At 59.3% G+C, this 2853-nt stretch carries 4 protein-coding genes; 1 reads left to right on the forward strand and 3 read right to left on the reverse strand.

Going from position 1 to position 2853, the window contains the following annotated elements:
• Positions 1 to 629 precede the first annotated feature (629 nt).
• Positions 630 to 842, forward strand: a complete 213-nt coding sequence (locus JJE47_13580; protein MBK5268454.1) for a hypothetical protein — start codon at positions 630 to 632, stop codon at positions 840 to 842.
• Between the two features lie 302 nt (positions 843 to 1144).
• Here the strand turns inward: JJE47_13580 and JJE47_13585 are convergent, their stop codons facing one another.
• The 3 genes from JJE47_13585 to JJE47_13595 form a co-directional block, all read right to left on the reverse strand.
• On the reverse strand, positions 1145 to 1669 hold the full coding sequence (locus JJE47_13585; GenBank protein ID MBK5268455.1) for a GNAT family N-acetyltransferase: 525 nt from the start codon (positions 1667 to 1669) through the stop codon (positions 1145 to 1147).
• A 165-nt stretch (positions 1670 to 1834) separates the two neighbouring features.
• Entirely contained in the window at positions 1835 to 2029 is a 195-nt protein-coding gene (locus JJE47_13590; GenBank protein MBK5268456.1) for a helix-turn-helix transcriptional regulator, read from the reverse strand.
• Positions 2026 to 2418 (reverse strand): hypothetical protein, encoded by a 393-nt coding sequence (locus JJE47_13595; protein ID MBK5268457.1) that lies wholly within the window; start codon positions 2416 to 2418, stop codon positions 2026 to 2028. Before JJE47_13595 ends, JJE47_13590 begins: the two co-directional genes overlap by 4 nt.
• Positions 2419 to 2853: the final 435 nt, after the last annotated feature.

Below are 2853 nucleotides of genomic sequence, written 5' to 3' on the forward strand. Positions count from 1 at the left end.
ACCCGAAGGACGCCACCAACGCGTACCGAATCGGTGCTTCGGCTTGCCCGAAAAACTCCTCGAATTGTCGAGTACCGGCCGCGTCCAAGACTCTCCCTCATTCCTATAAAGGCCACTCAGGACAGAATCGTATGACAAGAATCTTTCAACAAGTGTGAATTGCCCTGTCCGAGAAGCCCACCATGAACCGTTACCGCAGGATGGCAGCCCGACCGCGATCGTGCATTTCAGACGCCCGGAGTCCAAAGTGTGGCACCCCCGCAGCCTGAGCCACGCTTGCACCTGAACCCGCCAAAATTGCTCAAATTGGAGGGTTACTGACACTCCCGTGCCAGGGTCAACCTGCATCATCACCACCGGGACAGCCCAGAACGAAGCCGAGAAGGGGGGTCGTGGCGTCGATACGCGAGCTCATCCAAGAATCCGGTCGCATGTCGTGGCAAGCCCGCTGGCGGGACCCACGGGGCACAGCGGGCGGAGAACTTCGGTCGTCGTATCGACGCCGAACGGTTCCTCATCTCCGTCGAGGCCGGAAGCGGCGCTTTCCTAAGCTGAGTTCGCTATGGCCTAGCAAGACAGGCTGGCCGTCGGGATCTCGCCTTCATCTATGGACGGGCCTGAGGAAGTAGATGTTGAGGCCGCCGAAAGCTGAAATAGTCGACGACCACTCCTCCGTCGGCGCCGACGACGGAGGAATCACGAGCCTTCTCGAAGCTGGCAATCAGCTCGTCAAGTGGCACTCCGTCAACGATCGGAACCACCTGTCGGATCTCATCGCTGTTCCCGAAGAACGTACGAGGAACTCGACGCTTGCCATCACGACGAAGAGTACGTGCGCATAGTCGACCGGCACGCCCCCAGGTGCCGATACCGGACGGTGTCATACATGGCCGGTTCTGCTCGGTGGCGTGTACGGATCGGTGCTACCTGATCCGTTGTTGGCTCTGCCCGCTGAGCCGAAAGGGGGATAGGCCTAGACCCGCGGAAGCAGAACTGCTCTCAGCAGCCCGGCCCTCAGTGCTGTTGTGCCTCGGGCGATACGACCTTCTGTTTCCGTCGCGTGTCTGGGAACCGACTGGTTCCCCTCGATCCGCTCGGCCGTATCCCTGTTGGGCAGTCACCAACCAGCCAGGACGGATGATGCCTAATCGGGTTTGGTGCCGGAAACGGAGCGCTGGTATAGGACGTCGTACACGGTGTCGGGTTCGTTGGCGAGGGTCCGGTCAGGGACCCGGCGCCATCCGCGACGTTCGTACATACCCTTGGCCCACTGGTTCGATTCCAGAACCCACAGGTTGATAGCATCATGTCCGAGAGCGGCGGCCGTATCGATGGCAACGTCGTGAAGAAGGCTTCCGATTCCGTTGCCCCACCAGTCCGGGTGGACATAGAGCCGGTCGAGCAGAACTCCAGACGGGACCGTCGGTTCCTCACGGACCACCACACATCCCACCACAGATGTAGTCTCGGCCACGAATACGCTCGCAACCGGGTCGGTGACCAGCTCGTGCCAGCGGGGCCGCAACGACGCCGGCGTCGGTTTGGTGGCCGCAGGCGGGAAGATCTCAGCGAAACCGACCAAAGCCGCTTGGCAGTGAACAACGGTGATCGCTTCGAGGTCTGCCACAACTGCAGACCGGATCTCCACACTCAAAACCTTCTCAACCATGCGCCACAGTCTGGTCGAACTGCACCACCGAAACTACGAATCCCCACCGGAACAGCCACGGAACGGGTGCCCGACAGGATCAAATCCCCGGCACCTCGTGCCTTCTCGCGGTACGCTCGATGCGGCTCTCGATTTGCTGACCTTGATAGATGCGTGCCAGCCGCCTCATGTGTCGGGATCGAAGATCTCTTCCAGGTTCTGATCAAAGATGCGGGCGATCTTGAAGGCGAGCGGGAGTGACGGGTAGTACTTGCCGGTTTCGATGGCGTTGACGGTTTGACGTGAGACTTCGAGATGTTTAGCGAACTCCCCTTGGGTCCAGTTTCGTTGGGCGCGGAGTTCCCGTAGGCGGTTCTTCATCGGTACTGTCGCCGCGCTCCAACGTAGCCGATCAGATAGAGACCGATCAGGGCTCCTAGGGTGGTCAGGCTGCTGAGTGGGGAGATCCCAAGAGTCTCGAACATCTGGAAGAGATCCAGCAGGCTCCATGTCAACACCAACAAAACCGTCCCGACGAAGGCGACGCTCAGTGCCATGAGATGGACTCTTTGGGCCAGTTCGTCGAGCTTCTGATACCGCCTGATGGATAGCAATACGATGGCTACCGCCGGGCCCATCGGGAGTAACACTGCGGTGTACCTGGCATTGGCTTGGGAGAGGGTATCGAGAGAAAGCAGCCAGATCGTGACCAACACGAGGACGGCGTATCCCACAAGACCCGCTATCAATGCGACACGGCCCGGCCTCATGGTTGTTCCCTGACGGATCCGGCGGTGATCTCAAGTCGGATCGCTCCGATGTTAAGCCTCGGAGCCGAGTCCCTTGGACCAATCGGTGCGCCTCGGCTTCGGTCTGCCGCCATTGTTGTGCTGGTCGGATCGGTATATGTCATCAACAGCCTTCTGTCAAGGTTCCTTGTCAGCCCGCAGGTTACTCTGCTCCTGCATAGGCCCACCCAGTGATGGCTTCTTGGGCGTGCCAAACCTCCAGTCGAGTATTGCGGGATAATACCTCACGATATAGCTATACCTCACTGCCATCGTGAGGTATGCTTGCGAAGGGAGGTATTAACGTGACTACGACCAACAACGACGAAACGACTAATCAGCGGATTGTTGAAGCAGTGGGTGCTGTCCTGCCAGTTTCTGTCGAGGTCCTATCATCTGTTGCGGCCGATTCCGGAG

Source organism: Acidimicrobiia bacterium, assembly GCA_016650365.1.
Lineage (GTDB): Bacteria > Actinomycetota > Acidimicrobiia > Spongiisociales > JAENVV01 > JAENVV01.